Origin of the sequence: Kitasatospora sp. NPDC059408 (genome assembly GCF_042751525.1) — a bacterium.
Taxonomy (GTDB): Bacteria; Actinomycetota; Actinomycetes; order Streptomycetales; family Streptomycetaceae; genus Kitasatospora.
In genome coordinates, this window is sequence record NZ_JBHYWI010000048.1 from 11,994 (window position 1) to 35,250 (window position 23,257).

Sequence of the window (23,257 nt, forward strand, 5' to 3'; positions counted from 1 at the left end):
TCCCGTGCCAGGGCGGGCAGCAGGTCGTTGCCGTGTCCGCACCCGAGTCCGTGCCCACACCGGCCCCGGGTCCGCTCGCACGCGTCGGCCGGGCGCTGGAGGCGTTCACCGGGCGGGTGCTCGGCCGCCACCAGGCGGCCGTGGTGCGGATCGGCTTCGGGCTGGTCTGGCTCGCCTACCTGCTGCGCGAGTGGCCGAACCGGCGGGTGCTGTACGGCGACCGGTCGCCCTGGTCCCTGGACCTCGCCCGGCAGCTCCTCGCCGACAACGGGGCCTTCACCGTGCTGCCCTGGTTCGACGGGCGGCTCTGGTTCGAGGCGGTCTACCACCTGGCGGTGCTCGCCGCCCTCGCCGTGGTGCTCGGCTGGCGGACCCGGGCGAGCACCGTGCTCTTCCTGGTCACCGTGCTGTCGCTGCAGAACCGGGACGTCTTCCTCGGCGACGGCGGCGACAACGTCGTCCACCTGATGGCCGTCTACCTGGTCTTCACCCGCTGCGCCGAGGTGTGGTCGCTCGACGCCCGGCGGGGCCGTCCCGGGTGGGGCGGCGTCGTGCTCTGGGCCGTCCTCGGGGCCGTGCTGGCGGTCTGTCAGCTCGGGGACTTCTCCGGGGACAGCCTGACCTGGACCTCCGCCGCGTTCCCGTACCTCGGGTGGGCACCGCTGTTCTGGGGGCTCTGGGCGGTGGCGGGGCTCTGGTGGGCGCTCGGCCGGCTGCGGCCGGACGGCGAGGTGCGGGCGGTGCTCGACGGGCTCGCGAACACGGTGCACAACTGCGCGATGCTGGTGATCGCCGCCGAGGTGGTGCTGATCTACGCGACGGCCGGCTGGTACAAGGTGCAGGGCACGCGCTGGCAGGACGGCACCGCGCTGTACTACCCGCTCCACCTGGACTACTTCGCGCCCTGGCCGGCGCTGTCCGCGCTGGTCGGCTCGGCGCTGGTGCCGGTGTTCCTGATCTCCTACGGCACGGTGATCGTGCAGGTCGCGTTCCCGTTCACGCTGCTCGACCGGCGGGTCAAGAACGTCCTGCTGGCGATCATGATGGCCGAGCACCTCGGGATCGCGGTGGTGCTCGGGCTTCCGGTGTTCTCGCTCGCGATGGTCGCGGCGGACGCGGTGTTCCTGCCGACCGGGGCGCTGCTCTGGGCGGAGCGGCAGGTGCGGCGGGTGCGGCGGGTGCGGCCGGTCCGGCGGGGCGGTGCGGTCCCGCGGGAGCGGGAGCGAGAGCCGGTGGGAGCGGACGAGCCGCTCTAGGATGGCGCTATGTCCTGGTTCGCCGCGCTACGTGACACCGCGCGGACCGGACTCACCCTCGACCGGGCGCTGACCGACCCCAAACGGGCGGCGCGCGGGGCCGTCGCCGTGGGGCTCGTGCTGTTCCCGACCCTCGCGCTCGGCGGGCCCTCGCTCGCGACCTCGGCCGCGATGGGCGCGTTCATCGCCGGGACGGCCACCTTCCAGCGCAGCTTCCGGCCCCGGGCCAGCCTCGCCGTCGCCGCCGGGATCGGGCTCGGCACCAGCACCTTCCTCGGGTACCTGGCCGTCGGCGTCTTCGGGCTGTTCCCGGCGCTGCTCGCGGTGTGGGCCTTCGCCGCCGGACTCGCCTGGGCGATCGGGCCGACCGCCGGGGTGGTCGCGGCCAACACCGTCTCGGTGATGCTGATCGTCGTCCAGCTCCCGGTCGGCGTGCTCGCCGCGCTCGGCCACGGACTCGTCGCGGCCCTCGGCGGCGTCGTCCAGGCCGCCGTCATCACCCTGTGGCCGATCGGCAGTTGGACCGCCCAGCGGGTGGCACTCGCCGACACCTACGCCGAACTGGGCGACTACGCACGGCGGTTGCGGCAGGACCCGACCGCGCACGTCGACCCCGCGCCGTTCATGACCGCCCGGCACGCCGCCGCCCTCACCCCTTGGCAGGACCGCCACCGGCCGCCCGAACTGCGCGGCCTGCGCGGCATCGCCGAACGCATCCGCCCCACCCTCGCCGCGCTCGCCGACCCCAAGGTCGGCGCGCCGGCGGAAGGGCCGCAGCGCGACCGCGCCCGGGAGGTCCTCGCCGCGTCCGCCGAGGCCATGGACGCCCTCGCCCGGGCCATCAGGACCGGTGATCCCGTCCGCCTCCCCCGCACCGCGCCCGTCTACGCGCTCGCCGCACCCGTCCCGCTGGCCGCACCCGAGGCGGACGGGCGGCTGCGGGGTGCGGCCAAGCGCTCGGCCCGGCGGCTCGGCGGGCTGCTGCGCAAGGCCGCCGACACGCTGGACCGCGGCGACGTGGACACCGTCACGGTGCCCGTCGTCGGGGCCGGCGGCGCCCTGCACAAGCCGCCGCTGTTCCGGATGCTGCCCGCCGCGCTGCGGGCGGTGCGGCGGCAGGTCCGGCCGCGCTCGGCGGTGTTCCAGCACGCCGTCCGGCTCACCGGGGTCGTCACGGCCGCGTACCTGCTGGCGCGGGCCGCCGGGTTCGAGCACGGCCACTGGGCGCCGATGACCGCCGCGATGGTCATGCGGCCCGACTTCGCCCAGACCTACAGCCGGGGCGTCGCCCGGCTCGCCGGGACGGTCGTCGGGGTCGCCGTCCCGACCCTCGTGGTCCAGCTGGCGCACCCCGGCGCGTGGGTGCTCGCGGCGCTGGCGGTGCTCTGCATCGGCGGGGCCTACCTGACGCTGCGGACCGGGTACGCGCTGATGACCGTGGGCATCTCGTCGTACGTCGTCTTCCTGCTCGGACTGCAGCCGGGCGACCCGCTGACGACCGCCTTCGAACGGGTCGGGCTGACCCTGCTCGGCGGATCCGTCGCGCTCGTCACGTACGCGCTCTTCCCGACCTGGCAGACCGCCCGGCTCGGTGAGCGGCTCGCCGAGTGGCTGGCCGCCGCCGGGCGGTACGCGGCGGCGGTGATCGACGGCTACGAGGACCCGGCGGCGCCGCGCGGACGGGACGTGCGGACGGCGCTGCTGGACTCCCGGGAGGCACGCTCCGAACTGCTCCAGGCGATGGAACGGGCCGACGCCGAACCGGGACGGCACGCGTCCGGACTGCCCGGGGTGAGCCGGCGCCGGATCGACCGGGCCAGGGCCGCGGTCGGACGCCTCGGGCGGGCGGCCGTCCTGCTGGAGGCCCACCTGCCGGCCGGCGACGCCGAGCCGGTGCCGGGGGCGGCCGGGTTCGCCGAGGAGCTGCGGCTCGGGACGGCGCTCGCGGCGGGGGCGCTGTTGACCGGGCGGCCGGTGGACTTCGGGGCGGTGCGGGGGGCGCAGGCGCAGTTGGAGAAGCGGCTGGCGGAGGTGCCGGAGGGGGTGCAGCGGGATGTGCTGTGGGCGGGGGTGCGGTTGCTGATGCAGGCGTTGAAGGAGCTGGAGCGGGCTTTGCGGGGGCGGGAGGACGTTCGGGGGGCGGACGCGGGTGGCGGACGCGGGTGGCGGTGAGCCCGCGGACGGCGGGGTGGAAGCATGAACGCCATGAACGGCATGAGCGGTGTGGACGACGTGGTGCGCGGCTGGCGGGCGGTGGAGCGGGAGCCGGGGACGGTCCTGCTGGACGGGTTCCACCCGCTGAAGCACGCGCTGCGCTTCGGCGGGGAGGTCCGGCAGGTGCTGACCGCGGACCGGGCCGCGCTGCTGGCGCTCGCCGCCGAGCTGGCCGAGGACGTCGGGCCGGCGCTGGCCGGCCTCGCGGTGGAGGTGCCGGAGACCGCGCTGCGGACGCTGGCGCCCCGGCTGCACCCGACCGGGGTGATCGCGCTGGCGGTGCGGCCGTCCGCCGGGGCGAACCGGGCCGCGCTCGGGCACCGGCCCCGCCGCGCGCCGGTCGTGCTGCTGGAGAACCCGCGCAACCTGGGCAACGTCGGCGCGGTGATCCGGCTCGCGGCGGGCTTCGGCGCCACCGGGGTCGTCACCACCGGCGACCTCGACCCCTGGCACCCGACCGTCGTGCGCGGCAGCGCGGGCCTGCACTTCGCGACCGCGGTCGAGCGGCTGGCCCTGCCGGAGCTGCCCGCCGGGCCGCTCTACGTGCTGGACCCCGAGGGCGCGGACATCCGCACGCTGGCGTTCCCGGACGACGCGCTGCTGGCGTTCGGCACCGAGCGGCACGGCGTCTCGGCGGAGCTCAAGGCTCGTGCGGACCACCTGGTCGCGGTGCCGATGCAGCCGGGGGTGTCCAGCTTCAACCTCGCGACGAGCGTCGCGATGGGGCTCTTCCACTGGATGTCGGGGCGCCCGCCCGGCCGCGGCTGAGCGGGCGGGCGCCGGGGCGTCAGGAGAACAGCCGCCGCCACGTCTCCGGGCCCGGGTAGCCGTCGGCGTCGATGCCGCTCCAGCCCTGGGCCTGCTGGAAGGACTGGACGTTGGCGCGGTCGCCCTCGCCCCACTGCGGGCCGGGGCCGACGGCGTAGGCGCCGCCGAAGCCCTTGCGGACGAGCTGCTCGCCGAGCTGACGGACGGAGTCGTTGTTCGCGCCGGGCCCGAACCGGTCGGCGCCCGGGTACGCGGGTGCGCCGCTCGCGGGCGGGGGCGGGGGTGGCAGTGGGGCGCCGGCGTCGATGCTCCGGCCCTTGCCGTTGACCAGGTAGTCCCAGGTGTCCTTGCCCGGGATGCCGTCGGCCTCGCCGCCGCGCCAGCCCTGGGCGAGCTGGAAGGCCTCGGTGGCCTTGCGGTCGGCCTCGCCCCACTGCGGGCCCGGGCCCTCGGAGTAGAACCGGGCGCCGCCGCGCTGCACGAGCATCCGGCCGAGCTCGGTGACGTACGCGTTGTTCGCGCCGGGGCCGAACTTGTCGGCGCCGGGGAAGGCCGTCGAGGGGGTGCCGTCGTTGCCGGCGCCGGAGAGGCCGGTGTAGCGGTACGGGACGTACGAGCCGGGGTTGTTCCAGTACGCGTACGGCGTGCTGCGCTTCGTCGTGCCGGGGGCGGTCTGCTCGTAGGCGACGTAGCGGGTGCGGGTGGAGTCGGTCCAGCCGCCGAAGATCGTCGCGTGCGAACCGGCCTGCGGGTTGGCCGGGTTGTTGTAGATCAGGACGTCGCCGGGCTGGAGGTCGGCCTTGCCGATCCGCTCGGCGAAGTTCGGCAGGGTCCAGGTGGTCTGGCTGCCGTCCAGGCCCCAGGCCATCGAGACGAAGCCGGAGCAGTCCTGCCGGTAGCCGTCCGACCAGTAGCGGCCCATGCCGTACGGCACCCGCTGGTCGACCCAGCTCTGCGCGCGCTGGATGATCCGGGCCCTCGTCACCGGCTGGGCGGAGGTGCGCGGGGTGGTGTCGGTGCCGCCGTCGTCCTCGCCGTAGAGGCTGCTGACCTCGCCCTGCGGGTTCTGCGGGGTGGCGCTGCTGCCGCCGCCCGGGTTGGGCGCGGGGGCGGCGACCGCCGCCGTCGCCGCGGCCGCGCCGCCGCCCATCGCGGTGCCGACGGCGGCCACCAGGACCGCCGCCCGGCGGCGGACGCTGCGGGCCGCGGCGTGCCCGCCCTCGTGCACCGGGGCGGCGTGCAGCCGGGCGCGGCGGCGGGCGTTGCAGCCCCCGCATATGCAGTCGTCGCCGGGTTCGACCTCGACGAACTCCAGCAGCGGGGACGGGTCGGCGCCGGTCATGGTCCACCTCTTCATGGTCGGTCTGACGGTGTGGCAGGACTGACCTTCCCGGGCCGGTTCCGCGTGGTACCGGGACCAAGGTCCCAAAGCGGGCGGGCCGCGGCGCGGCGGGCTGGGCCGCGCGGGTGACGGCCGTTCGGCGGCCCGGGCGTGGCGGGGGTGGAGGGGAGACGGTAGTGCCGGCACCGGAGCTGACGGCGGCTCGGCCGGTCGGCGGGGTCAGTCGGCGGTTCGGTCGGCAGGGTGCGGGTTGGCCGGGGAGTACTCGGGGTCGGTCCAGGCCAGCGGGGTGGCGTCGGCGAGTTCGACGACGCCGGTGACGGCCAGTTCGACCATCCGCTGGGCGCCGGGCACGCCCGCGCGGGCCCCGGGGGACCATTCGGTGCGGGCCTCGCCGGTGACGAGCAGGGCGCCGCCGGTCTCCCAGTCGGGCAGGAGGAGGCCGGCCCGCGGGTCGAGCTCCAGGTTCCCGAGCGTCATGAACATGCTGTTGCCCTGGTACTCCGGCCAGACCAGCCGGTCGGGGGCCGCGGCCCGCAGGAAGCCGGGGAAGCCGCCCCGGTGGGACGCGTCCACGCCGCCGTCCGGGCCGACGGTGGCGACGAAGAACGTGTCGGCGGTGGCGGCGGTCAGCCGCTGCGCGGTGGAGAGCGCCGGCCCGGCGGACACGGCGCGCGGGGCGCCGGCGGACGGGCGGTCGAGCGGGGTGCGGCGCTGGATGTACTTCGGGCAGTTGGAGACGACCTGGTCGGCGGTGATCACCAGACCGCCCCGGCGGTCCGGCACCGAGCGGCCGTTGAGCCGCATCCGGCGCCGCCCGGCCGGGTCGAGGGCGATGGTGCCGACCCGGGCCGGGCCGGCCAGGGCGGCGGCCAGCGGGTCGTCCCCGGCGGGGCGGGCGGCGACCGTCATGGTCCGCTCGTCGCCGGCCTGGAGGAAGCCGGGGGCACCGGCGAGCTGGGTGGCCCAGACCCGGCCGTCCGGGTCGGCGGCGCCGACCACGAGCGTCCGGCGCTCGGTGAGGAAGCGGGCGGCGACCGGCGGGATGGTGCCGCGGATCGCCCGGCCGGCGTGGTCGGCGCGCTCCCGCACGCCGGCCAGCGCCTGGGCGGCGAGCTCGCCGGGGTGGTAGGGCGTGACGGAGGTGGTCACGGCGGCCTCCGGCCTAGAAGAAGCCACAGGTCGGGGCGTCCGCCGTGGGCGCTGCGGCGCCCGTCGCGGCGACTCCGGCGCGGGCGTAGATCTCCAGCCGGATGCCGTCGGGGTCGGTGAAGAAGATGCCGCCGGAGTCCGAGCCCTCGCCGTGCGGCACGACCCCGTCGTACGCGAACTCGGCGCCGAGCTCGCGCAGTCGGTGCTCGGTGGCGCGGACCTCGTCGAGGCTCTCGACCTCGAAGGACAGGTGGTGCAGGCCGGGGGAGGCGGTGGCGAAGGTGCCGGTGCTCTGCTGCCAGAGGGTGACCACCAGACGGCCGTCGCGGCCCATCAGGGCGTAGCGGCGCTCGGCGTCGGTGCCCTCGTGCGTCACCTGGACGCCGAGGACGGCGCGGTAGAACGCGATCGAGCGCTCCAGGTCGGTGACGTTGAGGCCGACGTGGCCGGTCTTCAGGGTGTGGATCAGGGCGGGGCTGGACATGCCTGGACGCTCCCGTGGCTGGGTGGTCCGGAGGGGCTCGTGCCTAACCGGTACTCATGAAGTTAGTGGTTAGGTGATGGAGCGTCAACCGGTATCAGGGCATGCAGGGGTTAGGTGGTGGCGGCATGAGGGCGCGGCGGTGTGAGGGCGCGAGGGCGCGAGGGCGCGACTGAGCGGGAAGGGGGGAACGGGAGTGGGAGTGGGGAGCCGCGCGGCGGCTACTCCCACTCCCACCGGATGCCGATGTGGCCCGGCTGCTGGTCCGGGGAGAGCACGTGGGCGCTCGCGGAGGCGCCGATCCACAGCTGCTCGCGGCGGCTGTCGACGTCCTCGCCCGGGTCGCGGTCGTACCGCTCGCAGTGCACCGGGACGGCCGCGGGGTCGAAGTGGACCTGGAGCACGTACTCGCGCACCTGGGTCGCGAAGCGGCGGCTGTACTCCAGCGTCGGGCCGCCGGGCGGGATCTCCACCTCGTACTCGAAGACCGTGCTGTCGCCCAGGCCGAGCGGGCGGTCCAGCATGATCTCGCCGACGGTCAGCCCGGCCTCCGGGCGGCGGCGGACGCGGCCGAGCCGGCCGTGCCGGACCGAGGTGATCTCGGGGCAGCCGGTGGCCTCCTCGTCGGCCTTGTGCACGACCAGGCAGCGGCCGACGCCGGCGACGGTGGCGCGGACCACCTGGCGCATCCGCAGCAGGTTGCCACGGCGCTGGGCGTCGACGTAGTACGAGTCGTGGATGCTCAGCCGCTCCAGCTCGCCGGCCGGCGGGGCGTCCAGCTCGGCGAAGATGTCGGCGATCTCCTGCTCGCCGGGCCAGACGTCCTCCAGCCCGAGGTGGCAGGTGTTGGCGGCGGCGGCCCAGCGGCCGCGCGGGCGCGGCGGGCCGAGCAGCGAGGACAGCGAGCTGTGCGGCAGGCCGAGCAGTTCCTCCAGCAGGTGGACGGCGCGCAGCGAGCTGGCCCGCTCGGGCTGGCTGCGGCCGCGCCGCCAGTAACTCAGCGTCGTGACGCTGACCCTGACGCCGCGTTGGGTGAGCGCCGCCCGGATCCGGTCCAGGCTGAGGCCGCTGGCCTCGATCGCCAGGTGCAGGGTGTCCGCGAAGCCGCCCGCGGTGGCGGGCCGGCCGGCGGCCGGCGATCCGGCGGGCGGCAGGGCCGCCGGTACCGGCGCGGGCGCGAGTACGGGCGGGCCGGTGCGCTCCGGGCGCTCTTCGACCAGCCGGAGTCGCGCGGCGTCCTGGGGCTGCTGTGCGGCCATGCGGTAACCCTCCCCACCAGGTGAGTTCGGCGGGACCGGGTCGGCGCCGGGGCGCGCCGCCAGCGGCTTCACCGAGCTTTGGGGAACCCTATGCACGGTCGAGAGGCTACGTCATCCGTCGTGCGTATGACAGTGGTCACGGGAGGTGAACCGCAGGGTTAGCGATCTTGAAACATTGCGGAAACACGCATCGTCCCAGGTGGTGACGTATAACACACCGCCGGGGCGGGCCCTGACGGCGCCGCCCCGGCGGGGTCTCGGTTACCAGAAGGTGATCAGCCGACGTTCAGGGCGACGTCGTCGATCACGAAGCTGGTCTGGTTCGAGCCGTCCTCGGTGCCGGTGAACTTGAGGGTCACGGTCTGGCCGGCGAAGGAGGTCAGGTCGACGGTGCGCTGCACGTAGCCGGCGGCCGCGTCCACGTTGGACCAGGTCTTCAGCGTGGTCGAGTTCGCCTGCAGGGTCAGCGTGTCGTACGCGGTGCTGCCGCTCTCGGCGGTGTCGATGTGCAGCCAGAACGTCAGCGACGCGGACGTGCAGCCGGCCGGGATCGAGACGGTCTGCGACAGGGTGTCGGTGTGCGAGCTGCCGTAGCCGTCCAGCCAGGCCTTCCAGCTGCCGCCGTGGGCCGGCTGCGAGCTGCTGTTGTCGACCACGCCGCTCGACGTCGTCCACGGGGCCGCGGTGCCGGACTCGAAGCCGCCGTTGCCGATCAGCTGGGCCGCGGTGCAGCCGCCGGTCGGGGGCGGGGTCGGGGTGCCGCCGCCGCCGAGCAGGGCGGTGGTCAGGGCGTCCGCGACCGGGGAGCCCCAGCCGGTGACCTGGTCGTAGCCGGTCTTGGCCGGGAAGTCCTGGTTCGAGCCGGTCTTCACGTCGTGGAACGTGCTGCCGTAGCTGCTGCTGTTGGCGACGGCGTACAGGCGCGGGCTGGCCTCGCCGAGGGCGGACTGCCCGGCCGCCTTGGCCTTCTGGTTGAACTGGGCGGCGTAGCCGGACCACAGCGGGGCGGCCGCGCTGGTGCCGCCGTAGACCTGCCAGGCGCCGGCGGTGTAGATCGCGAAGCCGCTCGCCGGGTCGGCGTTGGAGGCGACGTCCGGGACGGTGCGCATGGTGCCGTTGACGCCGGTGCCGGTCTGCCAGGTCGGCTTGCTGAAGACGGTGGACACGCCGCCGCCGGCGGTGCTCCAGGCGCTCTCCGAGGAGTAGGCGTTGCCGGAGACCTTGAGGTTGGTGCCGCCGACACCGGTCTGGTGCGGGCTGGAGGCCGGGAAGTCGACGGCCTTGACGGTCGAGCCGCTGGTTGAGCGGGTGCAGTCGCGCGAGCCGTCGTCGCCGGAGGCGGAGAAGATCGAGATGCCCTGCGCGGCGGCCTGCTTGAAGGCGTTGTCGACGGCGGTCATCGACGCGGCCGTGGTGTCCGGCTCGCAGGAGCCCCAGGAGATCGAGATGACCGAGGCCTTGTTGTCGGCCACGATCTTGTTGGCCATGTCGATCTCGCCCTGGTCCGAGTTCGGGGCCTCGTAGATCAGCTGGGTCGCCTTGGGGGCGGCACCGCGGACGATCTCGCTGTCCAGCTCGACCTCGCCCTGGCCCTGGCCGGGGGCGGAGTCGTAGTTGGCGCCGTCGACCGAGACCGTGGAGACGGCCGGGCCGGAGAGGCCGTACTGGCTGTCGTAGGTGGTCAGGTCCGAGGACGTGTAGCCGTCGAACTCCCAGAGGGCGACGGTGACGCCGGTGCCGTCGGCGCCGGTCTTGTCCAGGTTGTAGGCGCCGTCGTACTGGGCCGGGCCCACGCCGTTCGGGGTGGCCGAGGCCGCGTTCGGGGTGACCGCGTGCGGGGTCGCCAGGCGGTTCTTGCGGACCGCGTGGTTGTCCAGGCCGTGCACGCCCTGGACGACGTCGGCGAGGTCGGCCGGGACGGAGGCGGCCGCGTCGTTCGCGTAGAACGCGCGCTGCAGCTGCGGGTCGACGTAGGAGCTCTCGTGGGTGCCGAAGGCCTGCGAGACCTGGTCGTTGGTACCGCGGGCGCTGACGACCTGGCGGTTGGCGCTCACCTCGGTGACCGTCAGGCCCTGGCCGGCGAGGTAGGCCTTGACCTGGTCGACGGCGGCCTGGGTCGGGCCGAACCGCTGGTTGAACTGCTCCGGCGTCAGGTAGTGGCCGTACTCCGGAGTGCCCGGGGTGGTGACCGCCGCGAGGAAGCGCTCCAGCTCGTCGGCGTTGCGGAGCTTCAGGCTGACGGCGACCGAGATCTGCTGCTCGGCGGGCACGTCGCCCTTCTTCTCGGAGTGGGCCACCGCGGGGTTCACGGTGTTCGGCAGCTCGATGCGGGGAGCGGCGTGGGGGGTGGACGCGGCCTGCGCGGTCGTGACGCCGAGCGAGACGGCGGTCAGCGGCAGCACGGCTATGGCGGCCGCGAGGGCGAGGGTGCGGGGGCGCAACGGATCCTCCTCTGGCCGGATGTGGGGTCCGGCAAGGGGCACTTGACGCTCTGGGGTAGAACGCTGGCTAGAACATGACAGAACAACTCCGGGGATTGGCTCATGGTCAGGCAATTCGTTGCTAAAAAACAGTCAAGTGTGGAACGGCGGAACGGCAGGTGTTTCATACAGTGAATGATCGGAAATTCGGCGGTGGTCCACACCAGTTGGGGCTTCCGGGACGGCCGTAGAATCGCGTGGAGCCGAGGGAGAACGATGACTGACGTGAAGGCGGACCCGAGGGACCCCCGCCCGCTGATCGGCGAGCCGCTGGCGCTCGACCTGCTCAACACGCGCTGGGCCGGCACCCCCCTCAACGACCTGCTCGGCGAGCCCGACGGGTACGGGATCTGGCTCTCCTCCGCCGGGCTGGGCGAGCGCTGCGAGGCCGACGCCGCCGGGCTGGCCGCGGTGCTCGGGGCCCGTGAGGCGCTCGGGGCCGCGGTGCGGTCGCTCGGTGAGAACGGGGAGTTGGGCGGGGCCGCGCGGGCCGGGCTGGACGAGGTGCTCGCCCACGGACGGATCCGGCGGACGGCCGGCGCGGGCGGCGCGGAGGACCGGATCGAGGTCGACGAGCCGCAGTGGCTGGCCGCCTGGCTCGCGGTGGACGACTTCCTCGGGCTGGTCGCGCAGGGGGCGCACCGGGTGCGGCAGTGTGCGCACGACGCCTGCATCCTGCACTTCTTCGACGCGTCGCAGAACGGGCGGCGGCGGTGGTGCCGGATGGCCGTGTGCGGGAACCGGGCGAAGGCGGCCCGGCACTACGTGAAGGCGAAGGGCTAGCGCGGCGTTCTCCCGCGCCCCGCACGGGGCGCGGGAGAACGAAGGGGTCCTCAGGCCGTCGTCGGGGCGCCGAGGTGGGCGGTGAGGGCCTCGGTGACGTCGCGGTGGCCCGGGTCGACGGCGGCCCAGGCGGCGTAGCCGTCGGGGCGGATCAGCAGGACGGTGTCGCGCAGCTTGCCGTGCGGGTCGGCGGGGGCGGTGGTGACGAGCCGGCCGGCCCAGGGGGCGGCGGCGCTCTGGACGTCGTTGCTGACCAGGACGAACTTCCCGGCGCGCAGCGCCTCGTAGAGCCGCTCGGGTGCGGCGGGCTCGTCGTCGCGGGGCTTCTCGATCGCGGTCAGCCGCAGGTCGGGGACGCGCTTGCCGACCAGCGGGTGGGCGTCCTTCGGGGCGGGGTAGGCGATGTCGATCCCGGAGACCAGCCGGGCGCCGCGCTCGGTGACCGGGTCGAGGTGGCCGCCGAGCGCGGTGAGCGCGCCGCGCAGGGCGCGGGTGGGCGCGGACTCGGCGAGGGCGAGCCGGATCAGGGCGCCGGAGGTGCGCAGGACCATCTTCCCGACCGGGTGGCGCTCGGTCTGGTAGCTGTCGAGCAGCGCGTCGGTGGCGTGGCCGCGCAGCACGGCGGCGAGCTTCCAGGAGAGGTTGGCGGCGTCCTGGAGGCCGGTGTTCATGCCCTGGCCGCCGGCCGGCGAGTGGCAGTGCGCGGCGTCGCCGGCCAGGAAGACCCGGCCGGAGCGGTAGTTGGGCACCTGGCGCTCGTCGCTGTGGAAGGTGGAGGCCCAGCGGGCCTCGTGCATGCCGAAGTCCTCGCCGATGGCGGCCTCGGTGATGGCGGCGATCCGCTCCAGCGAGGGGGTGGTGCCGTCCGGGACGCGCTCGGTGCGGTCCCAGGCGATGACGCGGTGGTAGCCGTCGCCGAAGGGGGCGAGGAAGGCGAAGCCCGCGCTGCCGGCGCCGACGGTGATGGTGTTCTCGGGCTCCCGCTCCAGCCGGACGTCGGCGAGCAGGACGGAGTCGACCACGGACTCGCCGGGGTACGGGACGCCGAGCAGCTCGCGGACGGTGGAGCGGACGCCGTCGGTGCCGACCGCGTAGCGGGCGCGGTGGGTGGTGCCGTCGGCGGTCTCCAGCGTGACGCCCTCGGCGTCCTGCCGCAGGCCGGTGACCTCGCTGCCGCGCACGATCGTCGCGCCGGCCCCGACCGCGCGCTCGTGCAGCAGCCGTTCGACGTTGTACTGCGGGGTGATCAGGACGAACGGGAAGCGGGTCGGCAGGTTGCCGAGCTCGACGCCGAAGCGGTTGAACATCTTCAGCGAGGTGAGCGGCCGGCCGGTGGCGATGAGGTCGTCGGCGAGGCCGCGGGCGTCGAGCATTTCGAGCGTGCGGGCGTGCACGGCGAAGGCCCGGGTGAGGTTGGACTCGGCGCCGCGCTTCTCCAGGAGGGTGACGGCGAGGCCGGCGGCGGCGAGGTCGCCGGCCAGCAGCAGGCCGGTCGGTCCGGCGCCGACGATCAGGACGTCGGTGACGGTCTGCTTCGCGGTCATGTGTCAGCTCCCGGTGGTCGGAGGGCGGTTGGACGCGTCGTTCGGCGTCCCTCCAGCCTCCATCATCCCCCGGCCCGGGCGCGGGGTGTGAACCGCCGGGCCCCGGCGGTCGGTGACCGCCGGGGCCCGGTGACGTGCCGGAAGGCTCAGCCCTGCCGGCGGATCTCCACCGTGCGGAACCGGTTGGCGACGAACGCGCCGTCGCAGTAGGCGGCGTTGGCGGCCGGGTTGGCGCCGGTGCCGTGCAGGTCGGAGAAGGCGGCGGTCTGGTTGGGGAAGACGCCGCCGGTCAGGTTGAGCGAGAGCGAGACGCCGGCGTCCAGCACGGCCTCCACCAGCAGGGCCTCGACCTCGGGGGAGGTGGTGTAGCCGGTGGCCGTCATCGCGCCCTTCTCGCGGACGGTGGTGCGCAGCAGCTCGACCGCGGCGGCGGTGGACTCGACGGCGACGGCGAAGGAGACCGGGCCGAAGCACTCGCTGCGGAAGACCGCGCGGTCGTCCGGCTTGTCGGCGTCGAGCTTGACCAGGGCGGGGGTGCGCACGGTCGCGCCGGGGAATTCGGCGCAGACGACCGCGCGCGGGGCGAGGACGAGTTCGCCGTACTCGCCGCCGGCCGCGGCGGCCGAGCGCTGGAGCACGCCGGGGTTGACGACGGCGCCGAGGACGGCGGCGGCGCGGGCGTCGTCGGACAGCAGGCCCTCGATCGCGCCGGCGAGGTCGGCGACGACCTGGTCGAAGGACTTGTCGCCCTGGTCGGTGCCGATGCCGCCGCGCGGGATCAGCAGGTTCTGCGGGGTGGTGCACATCTGGCCGCTGTAGAGCGAGAGCGCGAAGGCCAGGTTGCCGAGCATGCCCTTGTAGTCGTCGGTGGAGTCGATGACGACGGCGTTGACGCCGGCCTTCTCGGTGTAGACCAGGGCCTGCCCGGCGTGCTCCTCCAGCCAGTCGCCGAAGGCGGTGGAGCCGGTGTAGTCGATCATCCGGATCTCGGGGCGGACGGCGAGGTCCTTGGCGACGGTGCCGCCCTCGTGCTCGGCGGCCAGGCAGACCAGGTTCGCGTCGTAGCCGGCCTCGGCGAGCACCTCGCGGGCGATCGCGACGGTCAGCGCGAGCGGCAGGACGGCCCGCGGGTGCGGCTTGACGAGCACCGGGTTGCCGGTGGCCAGCGAGGCGAACAGGCCGGGGTAGCCGTTCCAGGTGGGGAAGGTGTTGCAGCCGATCAGCAGCGCGAGGCCGCGCGGGACGACGGTGAACTCCTTGCTCATCACCAGCGGGTCGCGCTTGCCCTGGGGCTTCGTCCAGCCGGCCTGCCGGGGCAGCCGGGTCTGCTCGGCGTACGCGTAGGCGACGGCCTCCAGGCCGCGGTCCTGGGCGTGCGGGCCGCCGGCCTGGAAGGCCATGCCGTAGGCCTGGCCGGTGGTGTGCATGACGGCCTGGGCGAACTCGTGCGAGCGGGCGTTGATCCGCTGCAGGATCTCCATGCAGACGGCGGCGCGCTCCAGCGGGCTCGCGGCGGCCCAGGCGGGGCGGGCGGCGCTCAGCGCGGCGATCAGCGCGTCCGGCCCGGCGTGCGGGTAGGTGATGCCCAGCTCCACGCCGTACGGGGAGGTCTCGCCGCCCACCAGGTCGCCGTCGGTGGGGTGGCCGTCGAGGGCGAACGGGGCGCCGAGCAGCGCGTCGAACGCCGCCTTGCCGTCCGCGGGGCCGCTCTCGCCGTACGCCTTCGGGAACTCGGGGTAGGGCGACCAGTAGTCGCGCTTGGCGGCGGCGTCGAGCGCGGCGTCCAGGGTGGCCTGGTGGCGCGCGACCAGCTCGCTGACGAGGGGGTGGGTGACCGCGGACATCTGTTCGCTCCTCAGAGAGCCTCGGGGAGGAAGACGGGACACGTCACAGAGTAACCGAACGATCGGTCGGCTCAAGAGGGGGAAGGGATTTGGTTCCGGAGAAGAGAACGGGGGCGCGTCCGTGGCGGACGCGCCCCCGGAAGCGGGGAGGACGGGCGGTCTACGGCACGCCGAGCTCGAAGATGACGTACCCGGCGTACCAGCCGGACGCCGCCGCCGCGGTGCCCAGCACCGTCGCCAGCACCGGCCAGCTCAGCTTGCGCATGCCGATGGCGAGCGCGATGAACAGCGGGAACGCGGGCAGCAGGTAGCGCGAGACGTTCCCGAAGATGCCCAGGCTGCCGAGTACCGAGACGATCGTGGCGAGGGTGTAGGCGGTGAGCACCAGCGGCGGGCGCAGCCGGACCAGCAGCACGATCAGGGCCGGCAGGGTCAGCACGATCAGGGTCGCGAAGAGGTCCGGCAGGGCGAAGGCGAACGGGTAGTCGTTGCGGCCGAGCATCACGCCGCGGATCGCGTGGAAGGTGCCCTGGCCCCAGTCGAAGTAGTGCAGCCAGGCGTCGTGCTGGAGGCGGAAGTAACCGCCCCACTCGCCGGTCCGCCACCCCACCCAGCCGACGTAGCCGAGCAGGCCGAGCGGGGCGAGCAGCATCGCGGCCAGCGGGCGCAGGACGCCGCTCTCCCGCCGCCACAGCTCGACCAGCGCGGCCAGGCCGACGGCGCCGATCAGGGCGGCCGCGGTCGGGCGGTTGAGGCCGGCGAACAGGGTGATCACGCCGGCCGCGACCCACTGCCTGGTCATCACGCAGTAGCAGGCCCAGGCGGCCAGGGCGACGAACGTCGAGTCCGAGTAGAGCGCCCACTCGGCGCCGGAGCCGGGGGCGACGGCCCAGATGCCCGCCGCGATCACGCCCGCGCGGGGGCCGGCCAGCCGGTCCACCACGGCGTAGATGCCGGCGGCGGCGAACAGCGAGGCGAGCACCGACACCAGCATCCCGGCGCCGTACAGGCCGAGGCCGGTGACGTCCGAGGTCAGCCGCATCAGGCCCGGGTAGAGCGGGAAGAACGCGGCCGAGTTCTGCTCGATGCTGAAGCCGACCTGGCCGCCGGGGACCGGCACCAGCGCCGGGTGGTAGCCGAACTGCGCCACCTGCTGGTACCACCAGCCGTCCCAGCTGGCGAGGACGTCCCAGGGGTTGGCACCGCCGCCGAAGCGGGGGTGCTTCTTGGCGTACTCCCCGGAGAACGACAGCAGCTTCATGAAGACGGTGAAGCCGATCAGCTTGAGCACCGCGTAGCACCACACGGCGGGCCCGAAGCGGACGGCCAGGGCGCGGGCGCGTCCCTGCCAGCCGGCGGCGGGTGCGGCCGGTTCGTCGTTGCGCTGTTCTGGCACGTCGGACTCGACTGCCGGTATTGCGGTCATCGGACTGGACCCACCCTGCTGGCCGTGGACGATCGTCCGGAGATTCTAGGGCCTGTGCCCATCCTCCTGGTGCGGACCAACGAGGCGGCTGCGGCCGGGCGGAGACCCGATCGCGTGGGGCCGGGTGGGGCCGGGGATACTCGGGGGATGGCCGATCACACCACGCGTCCCGCCTACACCGTCGAGTCGCTGCTCGCCGTGACCGTCGACGTGTTCAACGAGCGCGGGTACGACGGCACCTCGATGGAGGACCTCTCGCGGGCCGCGGGGATCTCCAAGTCCTCGATCTACCACCACGTCCGCGGCAAGGAGGAGCTGCTGCGGCTCGCGGTCGGCCGGGCGCTGGACGGGCTGTTCGGGATCCTGGCCGAGCCGGCCGCGGTCACGGGTCCGGCCGTGGTGCGGCTGGAGCACGTGGTGCGGCGCACGGCCGAGGTGCTGCTGGCGGAGCTGCCGTACGTCACCCTGCTGCTGCGGGTGCGCGGCAACACGGCCACCGAGCAGTGGGCGCTGGAGCGCCGCCGGGAGTTCGACCACCAGGTCGCCGAGCTGCTGCGGGCGGCCGTCGCGGACGGCTCGCTGCGCGCGGACGTCGAGCCGCGGCTGGCCACCCGGCTGCTGTTCGGCATGATCAACTCGATCGTCGAGTGGTACCGCCCCGGCCTCAAGGCCGCGGACGGCGTGGCCGACGCCGTCGTCCACCTGGCCTTCGACGGGCTCCGCGCGCGGTAGCCCACTGGGGCGTGTCTGTCGGGTCGGGCCGGGTGCCGCGACGCCACGGCACGCCCTAGTCCGGCGGAACCTGGTCGGTCTCCTCGAACACCAGCATCGTTCGTGTACCGAGCACTTGCGGGATGGACTGGATGCGGTTGAGCACGAGCTCCCGCAGGGCGTGGTTGTCGGCGGTGTGCACCAGCAGGAGGACGTCGAAGTCGCCGCCGACGAGGGCGATGTGCGCGACGCCCGGCAGCTCCAGCAGCTGCTCCCGCACCGTGCGCCAGGAGTTCTGGACGATCTTCAGCGTGATGTACGCGGACGCGCCCTGACCGGCCCGTTCGTGGTCGACCCTGGCCGTGAAGCCGCGGATGACGCCGTCCTCGACCATCCTGGAGATCCGGGCGTAGGCGTTCGCCCGGGACACGTGCACCCGCTCGGCGACCGAGCGGATCGAGGCGCGACCGTCCTGCTGCAGCAGCCGCAGGATCGACCGGTCGACACGGTCGAGTCTGGACATCTGTTCAGCCGACATGACCCCCCACCCTCACCGATTGGACGCACTGCCACCAGTCGACCTCCGCTCAGGCCGAATGTCCACCACCTTGTCACGCTTCTGGTCAAGATGAACAGACGACCGAACAATCGGTAGGGAGCCCCCACCACCCCCGGAGGTGCCCGAGATGACCGTTCTCGACCACAGACACTCCACGGCGGTGCCCGGCTGGATGCCCGGGGCCACCGCCCCCCGCACCGACCCGGCCCCGTTGCTGCCGGACGCCTCCCCCGTCCGCGTGCTCGGCACGCCGGCGCTGGAGAAGCAGGACCCCGCCCTGCTGCGCGAGCTCTACCGCCGGCTCGTGATCGGCCGCCGCTACAACCAGCAGGCCACCACCCTGACCAAGCAGGGCCGGCTCGCGGTCTACCCGGCGTCGGCCGGCCAGGAGGCCTGCCAGATCGCCGCCGCGCTGGCGCTCGGCGAGCAGGACTGGCTGTTCCCCAGCTACCGCGACACCCTCGCCGTGGTCTCCCGCGGCGTCGACCCGCTGGAGGCGCTGACCCTCCTGCGCGGCAACGCCCACACCGGGTACGACCCGCGCGCCACCCGCACCGCCCCGCTCTGCACCCCGCTCGCCACCCAGGCCCCGCACGCCGTCGGCCTGGCGCACGCCGCCCGGCTGCGCGGCGAGCCGGTGGTCGCGCTCGCCATGCTCGGCGACGGCGGCACCAGCGAGGGCGACTTCCACGAGGCGCTGAACTTCGCCGCCGTGCTGCGCGCCCCCGTGGTCTTCCTGGTGCAGAACAACGGCTACGCGATCTCCGTCCCGCTCACCGCGCAGTCCGCCGCGCCCAGCCTGGCGCACAAGGCCGTCGGCTACGGCATGCCGGGCCGCCTGGTGGACGGCAACGACGCGCCCGCCGTGCACGGCGTGCTGGCCGAGGCCGTCGAGCGGGCCCGCACCGGCGGCGGCCCGACCCTCGTCGAGGCGCTGACCTACCGGATCGACGCGCACACCAACGCGGACGACGCCACCCGCTACCGCACCGACGACGAGGTGGCGGCCTGGCGCGAGCACGACCCGATCCTGCTGTTGGACCGCGCCATGCGCGAGCTCGGGATCCTGGACGACGAGCTGGTCCGGCGGGCGGCCGACGAGGCGGAGGAGCTGGCGGCCCGGATGCGGGCCGAGTTCCACGCCGACGCCGAGCTGGACCCGATGGCGCTGTTCGCCCACGTCTACGCCGAGCCGACCCCGCAACTGCGCGAGCAGGCCGCCCAGTTGTCCGCCGAGCTGGCCGCCGAGGCCGAGGTGCAGCACTGATGAACTCCGCCCACCCGTCGCCCGCCCCCACCCTTGGCCGAGCTGCTGCGCAGCGCACCTCTGGCCCGCGCACCGCCTCCATGGCGCAGGCGCTCAACACCGCGCTGCGGGACGCCATGCGCGACGACCCGGCGGTGCACGTGCTCGGCGAGGACGTCGGCGCGCTCGGCGGCGTCTTCCGGATCACCGACGGGCTGACCGCCGAGTTCGGCCCGGACCGCTGCCTGGACACCCCGCTGGCCGAGGCCGGCATCCTCGGCACCGCCATCGGCATGGCGATGTACGGGCTGCGCCCGGTCGTCGAGATGCAGTTCGACGCCTTCGCCTACCCGGCGCTGGAGCAGCTGTTCTCGCACGTCGCGAAGATGCGCAACCGCACGGCGGGCAGGCTCCCGCTGCCGATCACCGTCCGCATCCCGTACGGCGGCGGCATCGGCGGGGTCGAGCACCACAGCGACGCCTCCGAGGCGTACTACACCAGCACGCCCGGCCTGCACGTCGTCACGCCCGGGACGGTGGCCGACGCCTACGGGCTGCTGCGCGCCTCGATCGCCTCGGACGACCCGGTCGTGTTCCTGGAGCCCAAGCGGCTCTACTGGGGCAAGGACGGGTTCGACCCGACCGCGCCGGTGGAGCCGATCGGCCGGGCCGTGCTGCGGCGCACCGGCACCTCGGCCGTCCTGATCACGTACGGGCCCTCGCTGCCGGTCTGCCTGGAGGCGGCCGAGGCGGCGAAGGCCGAGGGCTGGGACCTCGCGGTGCTGGACCTGCGCACCCTGGTGCCGTTCGACGACGAGACGGTCGCCCGCGTGGTGCGCTCGGTCGGCCGGGCCGTCGTGGTGCACGAGGCGAGCGGCTTCGGCGGCACCGGCGCGGAGATCGCCGCCCGGGTCACCGAGCGCTGCTTCCACCACCTGGCCGCGCCGGTGCTCCGGGTGACCGGCTTCGACATCCCGTACCCGCCGCCGATGCTGGAGCACCACCACCTCCCCGGGGTGGACCGGATCCTGGACGCGGTCGCCCGGCTGCAGTGGGAGGACTGAGGATGATGCCCGTCGTGCGCGAGTTCACCCTGCCCGATCTCGGTGAGGGACTGACCGGGGCGGAGGTGGTGCGCTGGATGGTCGAGGTCGGCGAGGTGATCGCCGTCGACCAGCCGGTGGTGGAGGTGGAGACCGCCAAGGCCGTGGTGGAGGTGCCCTGCCCGTACGGCGGGGTGGTCACCGCGCGGTACGGCGAGCCGGGCGAGGAGATCGCCGTGGGCGCGCCGCTGGTCACCGTCGCGGTGGCCGCCGCGGGCGGGCCGGCGGACGCTCCCGTCGCCGCGCCGTCCGCAGAGGTGGAGCGCCCGCTGGTCGGGTACGGGGTGGCGGAGTCCCGGGGCGCACGGCGTCGCCGGGTGGGGGCTTCCTCGGCTCCGGCTCCCGTTCCCGTTCCCGTTCCCGTCCCCGTCCCCGTTGCCCCTGTGGTGGTCGCCGCGGCGCCCGCCGTGGTGCCGGTGATCTCGCCGCTGGTGCGGCGGCTGGCCCGGGAGCAGGGGGTCGACCTCGCGGCGGTCGCGGGCAGCGGGCCGGACGGGCTGATCATGCGGGCGGACGTCGAGCGGGCGGTCGCGGCCAAGGTCGCCGCTCCGGTCGCCGCTCCCGCCGCGGTCGTCTCCGCCGCGGCCGAGGGCGTCGTCCCGCTGCGCGGGCTGCGCAAGGCGGTGGCGGAGAAGCTCAGCCGCAGCCACCGGGAGATCCCCGCCGCGACCTGCTGGGTGGACGCTGACGCCACCGAACTGATGGCGCTGCGACGGCAGTTGAACGCCACGCCCGGTCCTAAGGTGAGCGTCCTGGCGCTGCTCGCCCGGATCTGCACGGTCGCGCTGGCGCGCTTCCCCGAGCTCAACTCCAGTGTGACGGAGGATGGTTCGGGCATCATCCGGCACTCGGTGGTGCATCTGGGCTTCGCCGCGCAGGGCGAGCGCGGGCTCGTCGTCCCGGTGGTGCGGGACGCGCACGCGCGGAGCACCGAGCAACTCGGCGAGGAGCTCGCCCGGTTGACCGAGTCGGCCCGGAACGGCTCGCTGACCCCGGCCGAACTGACCGGTGGCACCTTCACGCTGAACAACTACGGCGTGTTCGGCGTGGACGGCTCCACCCCGATCCTCAACCACCCCGAGGCGGCGATGCTCGGCGTCGGCCGGATCGTCGCCAAACCGTGGGTGCACGAGGGGCAGTTGGCGGTGCGCGAGGTGACGCAGCTGTCCTTCACCTTCGACCACCGGGTCTGCGACGGCGGCACGGCGGGCGGGCTCCTGCGGTTCGTCGCGGACTGCGTGGAGCGGCCCGGGATGCTGCTGCGGCAGCTCTGACCGGGCCCTTCTCGAACCGCGGTCGCCCTGAATAGACGGGGGAGCCACTCAGGGCGACCGTGGAATGAGTGACACTAGCGCGTTCCCGGGCCGGGCGTCCGGGCTTCGCGTGATTTGTCGGATGAGCACTTCGGGCGTGCCACGCTGCCTAGGCGTCAACAGGGACAAGCCAGGTGGTGGCGTAGGCCGGCCGGAGGCGAAACGATTCTCTTGGGTACTCGAAACGTTGCGGTGAAGCCCCGCAGAACACTTCTGGTCCGCACCGGGCACGGCTCGGCGGGGGTCTCCTCCGTCCCGGGCCTGCCGGAACTGCCCCCGGACCACCCGGCCGCCGAACGGGCGCAGGCCCCCGTGCCGCCCCCGATGCCGCTCGACCCGCCGGACCTCCCGCCCGTGGAGGCGCCGACGGCCGTCCTGCCGGTGCTGCCGGACCTGGTCACCGGGCCCGTGCGGCCGGCGAGCCCCGAGCCTGCGGTCCCGCTCGCCGCGCCGCCTGCCGCCCCGCTCGCCGCGCCGCCCGCGGCCCCGCCGTTCCGGCCGCTGTTCGCCGACGCTCCCGGCCTCAACTGGGCCGGACCCGGCGACAGTTGGAGCCAGGCCTGGGCCGTGCAGGCCCTCGCCGAGGGTGGTCCGGCGCCCGCCGCGCTCGCCGGCGGCACCTGCTCGGCCGCCGAACTTCCGCCCACCGCACGGGACATCGAGCTGATCCGGGCCAGTCTGGCGGTCGTCGAGCCGGTCGCCGACCGGGCCACCGCGCACTTCTACGCGCTGATCTTCCTGCACCACCCCGAGGTCCGCGCCCTCTTCCCGGCCGCCATGGACGTCCAGCGCGACCGCCTCTTCCGCGCCCTGCTGGCCGCCGCCCGCGGTGCCGACGACCCGGCGGCCCTGCGCGCCCACCTGAGCGCGCTCGGCCGCGGCCACCGCCGCTACGGCACGCTGACCGGCCACTACGGCCCGGTCGGGGAGTGCCTGGTGCAGGCCCTGGCCAGGTACGCGGGCAGCCGCTGGGACGCCGCGACCGAGCTGGCCTGGCGCCGGGTCTACCGCCTGGTCTCGTCGATCATGATCGAGGCCGCGGAGGAGGCCGCCCGCACCTCGCCGCCGTGGTGGCACGGCGAGGTGGTGCGGCACGAGCGCCGCACCAGGGACGTCGCGGTGATCACCGTCCGCCCGGACCAGGCCTACCCGTTCCGCGCCGGGCAGTACACGAGCCTGGAGACGCCCTGGTGGCCGCGGGTGTGGCGGCACTACTCGTTCGCCTCGGCACCGCGGCCGGACGGGCTGCTGACCTTCCACGTCAAGGCCGTCCAGGCGGGCTGGGTGAGCAACGCGCTCGTCCACCGCGCGGCGCCGGGGGACGTCCTGCGGCTCGGCCCGGCGGCCGGGGCGATGACCGTCGACCACGGCTGCGGCACCGACCTGCTCTGCCTCGGCGGCGGCACCGGCATCGCGCCGATCCGGGCGATGGTCGAGGAGGTCGCCGAGCACGGCGGTCCCGGCCGCCGCGTCGACGTGTTCTACGGGGCCCGCAGGCCCGCCGAGTTGTACGACCTGGACGGGCTGCGCGAACTGGCCGGGCGGTGCCCGTGGCTCACCGTGCGCCCGGTGGTCTCCGGCACCGGCCCCGCCGGGGGCGCGCTGGCCGGTGAACTCCCCGAGGTGGTGGGCCGGTTCGGACCGTGGGCGGGCCGGGAAGCGGTGCTCAGCGGGCCCGCCGCGATGGTCCGCCGGAGCGTCGGGGCGCTGGTGCGCGCCGGGGTGCCGGTGGAGCGGATCCGGCACGACCTGGTGGGGGACCTGGCCGCGGGCTGA

At 74.5% G+C, this 23,257-nt stretch carries 18 protein-coding genes; 9 read left to right on the top strand and 9 right to left on the bottom strand.

Features of this window, described 5'->3' with window-relative positions:
* Positions 1-32 precede the first annotated feature (32 nt).
* The 3 genes from ACFXDE_RS27985 to ACFXDE_RS27995 are packed head-to-tail and all read left to right on the top strand — an operon-like array spanning position 33 to position 4,238.
* Positions 33-1,256 carry an HTTM domain-containing protein gene (locus tag ACFXDE_RS27985; RefSeq protein ID WP_380497459.1) on the top strand — a complete coding sequence of 408 codons (1,224 nt, stop codon included), beginning with the start codon at positions 33-35 and terminating at the stop codon, positions 1,254-1,256.
* A gap of 9 nt (positions 1,257-1,265) precedes the next feature.
* Positions 1,266-3,428 carry an FUSC family protein gene (locus tag ACFXDE_RS27990; protein ID WP_380497460.1) on the top strand — a complete coding sequence of 721 codons (2,163 nt, stop codon included), beginning with the start codon at positions 1,266-1,268 and terminating at the stop codon, positions 3,426-3,428.
* Between the two features lie 24 nt (positions 3,429-3,452).
* A complete protein-coding gene (locus ACFXDE_RS27995) occupies positions 3,453-4,238 on the top strand; it encodes a TrmH family RNA methyltransferase (protein WP_380497461.1) in 786 nt (261 codons plus the stop codon).
* Positions 4,239-4,257: 19 nt separating this feature from the next.
* Here ACFXDE_RS27995 and ACFXDE_RS28000 read toward each other — a convergent pair whose 3' ends face one another.
* The 5 genes from ACFXDE_RS28000 to ACFXDE_RS28020 all read right to left on the bottom strand — a co-directional run bounded on the left by ACFXDE_RS28000 (position 4,258) and on the right by ACFXDE_RS28020 (position 10,913).
* Complete coding sequence (locus ACFXDE_RS28000; RefSeq protein ID WP_380497462.1) at positions 4,258-5,595, bottom strand: peptidoglycan-binding protein; 1,338 nt, start codon at positions 5,593-5,595, stop codon at positions 4,258-4,260.
* Between the two features lie 204 nt (positions 5,596-5,799).
* The gene (locus ACFXDE_RS28005; RefSeq protein WP_380497463.1) at positions 5,800-6,732 is read right to left on the bottom strand and encodes a pyridoxamine 5'-phosphate oxidase family protein; all 933 of its coding nucleotides are present in this window, start codon (positions 6,730-6,732) and stop codon (positions 5,800-5,802) included.
* A gap of 13 nt (positions 6,733-6,745) precedes the next feature.
* On the bottom strand, positions 6,746-7,216 hold the full coding sequence (locus ACFXDE_RS28010; RefSeq protein ID WP_380497464.1) for a VOC family protein: 471 nt from the start codon (positions 7,214-7,216) through the stop codon (positions 6,746-6,748).
* 218 nt (positions 7,217-7,434) lie between these two features.
* Complete coding sequence (locus ACFXDE_RS28015; protein WP_380497465.1) at positions 7,435-8,472, bottom strand: hypothetical protein; 1,038 nt, start codon at positions 8,470-8,472, stop codon at positions 7,435-7,437.
* A gap of 275 nt (positions 8,473-8,747) precedes the next feature.
* Positions 8,748-10,913, bottom strand: coding sequence for a protease pro-enzyme activation domain-containing protein (locus ACFXDE_RS28020; RefSeq protein ID WP_380497466.1), 2,166 nt, complete (start codon positions 10,911-10,913; stop codon positions 8,748-8,750).
* A gap of 255 nt (positions 10,914-11,168) precedes the next feature.
* On the opposite strand from ACFXDE_RS28020, the gene ACFXDE_RS28025 reads away from it, so the two are divergent.
* Positions 11,169-11,735: a CGNR zinc finger domain-containing protein gene (locus ACFXDE_RS28025; RefSeq protein WP_380439699.1), complete on the top strand. Its 567-nt coding sequence runs from the start codon at positions 11,169-11,171 to the stop codon at positions 11,733-11,735.
* Positions 11,736-11,785: 50 nt separating this feature from the next.
* Here the strand turns inward: ACFXDE_RS28025 and ACFXDE_RS28030 are convergent, their stop codons facing one another.
* From ACFXDE_RS28030 to ACFXDE_RS28040, 3 genes are all read right to left on the bottom strand, one after another.
* Complete coding sequence (locus ACFXDE_RS28030; protein WP_380497467.1) at positions 11,786-13,279, bottom strand: FAD-dependent monooxygenase; 1,494 nt, start codon at positions 13,277-13,279, stop codon at positions 11,786-11,788.
* A 146-nt stretch (positions 13,280-13,425) separates the two neighbouring features.
* Complete coding sequence (paaN, locus tag ACFXDE_RS28035; RefSeq protein ID WP_380497468.1) at positions 13,426-15,123, bottom strand: phenylacetic acid degradation protein PaaN; 1,698 nt, start codon at positions 15,121-15,123, stop codon at positions 13,426-13,428.
* A gap of 160 nt (positions 15,124-15,283) precedes the next feature.
* A complete protein-coding gene (locus ACFXDE_RS28040) occupies positions 15,284-16,549 on the bottom strand; it encodes a glycosyltransferase family 39 protein (RefSeq protein ID WP_380497470.1) in 1,266 nt (421 codons plus the stop codon).
* Between the two features lie 147 nt (positions 16,550-16,696).
* Here ACFXDE_RS28040 and ACFXDE_RS28045 point away from each other — a divergent pair, with 147 nt between their 5' ends.
* Entirely contained in the window at positions 16,697-17,281 is a 585-nt protein-coding gene (locus ACFXDE_RS28045; RefSeq protein ID WP_380497471.1) for a TetR/AcrR family transcriptional regulator, read from the top strand.
* A 55-nt stretch (positions 17,282-17,336) separates the two neighbouring features.
* Here ACFXDE_RS28045 and ACFXDE_RS28050 read toward each other — a convergent pair whose 3' ends face one another.
* The gene (locus ACFXDE_RS28050; RefSeq protein ID WP_078859968.1) at positions 17,337-17,783 is read right to left on the bottom strand and encodes an Lrp/AsnC family transcriptional regulator; all 447 of its coding nucleotides are present in this window, start codon (positions 17,781-17,783) and stop codon (positions 17,337-17,339) included.
* Between the two features lie 163 nt (positions 17,784-17,946).
* Here ACFXDE_RS28050 and pdhA point away from each other — a divergent pair, with 163 nt between their 5' ends.
* The 4 genes from pdhA to ACFXDE_RS28070 all read left to right on the top strand — a co-directional run bounded on the left by pdhA (position 17,947) and on the right by ACFXDE_RS28070 (position 23,257).
* Positions 17,947-19,086: a pyruvate dehydrogenase (acetyl-transferring) E1 component subunit alpha gene (pdhA, locus tag ACFXDE_RS28055; protein ID WP_380439689.1), complete on the top strand. Its 1,140-nt coding sequence runs from the start codon at positions 17,947-17,949 to the stop codon at positions 19,084-19,086.
* An 80-nt stretch (positions 19,087-19,166) separates the two neighbouring features.
* The gene (locus ACFXDE_RS28060) at positions 19,167-20,129 is read left to right on the top strand and encodes an alpha-ketoacid dehydrogenase subunit beta (protein WP_380439733.1); all 963 of its coding nucleotides are present in this window, start codon (positions 19,167-19,169) and stop codon (positions 20,127-20,129) included.
* A gap of 5 nt (positions 20,130-20,134) precedes the next feature.
* Positions 20,135-21,442 (top strand): dihydrolipoamide acetyltransferase family protein, encoded by a 1,308-nt coding sequence (locus tag ACFXDE_RS28065; RefSeq protein WP_380497487.1) that lies wholly within the window; start codon positions 20,135-20,137, stop codon positions 21,440-21,442.
* Between the two features lie 231 nt (positions 21,443-21,673).
* The gene (locus tag ACFXDE_RS28070) at positions 21,674-23,257 is read left to right on the top strand and encodes a globin domain-containing protein (protein ID WP_380497472.1); all 1,584 of its coding nucleotides are present in this window, start codon (positions 21,674-21,676) and stop codon (positions 23,255-23,257) included.